3 protein-coding genes are annotated in these 2,866 nt (G+C 43.3%); all 3 read left to right on the top strand.

The window, feature by feature from the left end:
• Window positions 1-133: 133 nt before the first annotated feature.
• Window positions 134-730, top strand: coding sequence for a tRNA isopentenyl-2-thiomethyl-A-37 hydroxylase MiaE (locus QT987_RS29550; protein WP_333247032.1), 597 nt, complete (start codon window positions 134-136; stop codon window positions 728-730).
• A 91-nt stretch (window positions 731-821) separates the two neighbouring features.
• Window positions 822-1,319, top strand: coding sequence for a GNAT family N-acetyltransferase (locus QT987_RS29545; protein WP_333247030.1), 498 nt, complete (start codon window positions 822-824; stop codon window positions 1,317-1,319).
• 83 nt (window positions 1,320-1,402) lie between these two features.
• On the top strand, window positions 1,403-2,791 hold the full coding sequence (locus QT987_RS29540) for a cytochrome P450 (protein ID WP_333247029.1): 1,389 nt from the start codon (window positions 1,403-1,405) through the stop codon (window positions 2,789-2,791).
• Window positions 2,792-2,866 lie beyond the last annotated feature (75 nt).

Raw genomic sequence — 2,866 nt, 5'->3', positions numbered from 1 at the left:
CCGTCCTTTTTGGACGGGCGGGACGCCCATCCCACAATAACAATTAAAATTATAAGTTATTTAATTCGCGATCCTAACCTGACGCACCCTAAAATGACTAATCTAAAGTCTAAAATCTGAAATCTAAAATGGTATGACTTCAACACTGCCAACTATTAAGTTTTTGAAACAGCCGACTTCGGAAGCTTGGGTGGAACAGGCGATCGCCCATTTGGATACAATCTTATTAGACCATTCTCACTGCGAGCGGAAAGCGGCGGGAGTAGCGTTAAATTTAATGTTTCGCTACCCAGCCCGCGAAAAATTGGTGAGGATGCTAACGGCGATCGCCCGCGAAGAATTAGAGCATTTCGAGCAAGTCAACCAGCGGTTAGAACAGCGCGGCATTGCTTTAGGCCCTTTGGCTGCACCTCCCTATGGTGCCGGTTTGTCCGCCCAAATTCGCAAGCAGGAACCGGAGAGACTTTTGGATTCTTTGTTGGTTTCTGGTTTGATAGAAGCGCGCAGTCACGAACGGTTGGGGCTGCTGGGCGATCGCTGTCCCGACGCCCAATTAGCTAAGTTTTACCGCAGTTTGATGGCTTCGGAGGCGCGCCATTACGGGGTATATTGGATTTTAGCAACAACTTATTTCGATCGGGATATTGTGATGCAGAGGTTGGAGGAATTATCATTAGTAGAGAGCGAGTTGCTGGCAAGTCTTCATCCCGAACCGAGAATTCACAGTTAAAAGCTAGGTGCATTTAAAAACTGTAAAACACAAAAAATGAGTAAGTTTACAGTTGCTAAAGTCAAAAAATAAATATACGTTGCAATAACCAATGAAAACCCAACATCTGGATTTTTTAATTCGTTCCTGGGAAACCCGCGATCGCGCTGAGGCGTTCTATTTAATTAGGGATGTTTTAGCAGAGTACGGTTTAAAATGCGAACCTCACGGGGCAGATCGAGATGTCTATGATGTAGAACTACATTATCATAATCAAGGTGGCGAATTTTGGGTAGTTGAGCGGCAGGATAAAATAGTCGGTACGGCGGCTTACTATCCGATTGAGCGCGGAAATAATGCTGTGGAAATTCGCAAAATGTATATTTTGCCAGCAGCAAGAGGACAGGGTTTGGGTAAATTTTTACTGCAAGAATTGGAAAGTAAAATTATCGCTCGCGGCTTTGATGAAATCTGGATAGAAACTGCCAGCATTCTCAAAGAAGCTGTGAAAATGTATGAAAATAGCGGATATCTACCGACAACTGGTGTGGAGACGCCAAGGTGCGATCGGGTTTACGTAAAATTTCTAGGTACAAAAAAAGTACAATAAGGTTTGTGTAAACAATGATTAATTTACTCAGTTTCAATCAACTGTTGATTGAAACTGAGTAAATTAATCTAGGAGGAAAACCAATGACTATCACCACAGAAAACTCTCACTCTCAAAATAATGCTACCAACAAATTGCTAGACGGCCCTAAAGACGCTAGATTTGTTCAGACAGTGCGGGGAATTTTAAATCCTCTGTATTATTTAGATAGTAATTCTCAGCGCTACGGCGACCTTTTTACCAGCATATTCAGCAACTTTCCGCCGCAAGTAATTATTAGCAATCCTCAAGCTATTCAAGAAATTTTTACATCCGATTCCAAACTCTTTGAATCCAGTACGGGAAACCAGATAACGCTACCTTTAGTAGGCTCGAATTCGTTATTGTTGTTAGATGGCGATCGACATTTGCAGCAGCGTAAACTTTTAATGCCACCTTTTCATGGTGAACGGATGAAAGCTTACGGACAAATCATCCGCGATACAACCGAAAAAGTAATTAATAATTGGACTCCTGGTAACTCGGTAATCGCGCAATCAACTATGCAGGAGATTTCCTTGGAAGTAATTTTACACGCTGTTTTTGGGCTGAGCGAAGGAGAACGCTACCAGCAAATCCAGCAACTAATGATTAATATGTTCAGCCTGTTTAGCAATCCATTAAGCGCTACCTTTTTGTTTATCAAGTCGTTGCAAAAAGATTTAGGTGCTTGGAGTCCTTGGGGAGGATTTCTGCGACAAAGACAGCGTTTAGATGAACTGCTTTATCAAGAAATTCGCGAGCGCAAAACTCAGTCTGAACCATTGGGCGAAGACATCCTGAGCTTGTTAATTTCCGCTCGTGACGAAGCAGGAAAGCCGATGAGCGACGTTGAATTGCGGGATGAATTAATGACAATCTTATTCGCAGGACACGAAACTACAGCCACAGCTTTAGCCTGGGCTTTGTATTGGATTCACTACATCCCAGAAGTCCGTGAAAAACTGCTGCAAGAACTCAATTCTATTGATGTCGAAAATTGCGAGCCGACGGAAATAAGTAAACTCCCGTATTTGAATGCTGTCTGTTGCGAAACGCTGCGGATTTATCCGATCCTATTTTTTGCATTTCCGCGCCTTCTGCAAGCTCCCATGCAGTTAATGGGTTATAATATTCCCAAAGGAATGATACTTTCTACCTGCATTTATTTGGTTCACCACCGACCGGATATTTACCCGGAACCAAAACGTTTTAAACCCGAACGTTTTCTAGAAAGGCAATTTTCGCCTTACGAATATTTGCCGTTTGGAGGAGGGAACCGCCGCTGTATTGGCACAGCATTCGCAATGTTTGAAATGAAGTTAGTATTGGCGAAAGTGCTGTCACGATACTCTTTAGAACTTGCAGAAAATCGTCCGGTTTTGCCAGTACGCCGCGGTTTGACAATGGCACCCGCTGGTGGTGTGCGTTTGGTTGTAAAGGGTCGGATTTGAATCTTAGGAATGAGAATTAAATAACTTCCACTCTTGAAAGTGGGATGGGCGTCCCGCCCGTCCAAAAAGGACGGG

The organism is Microcoleus sp. SVA1B4, from assembly GCF_036700545.1.
Classification (GTDB): Bacteria; Cyanobacteriota; Cyanobacteriia; order Cyanobacteriales; family Microcoleaceae; genus Microcoleus.
Note: the sequence above shows the minus strand (reverse complement) of the source record. Positions and strands in the feature narration are given on the sequence as shown.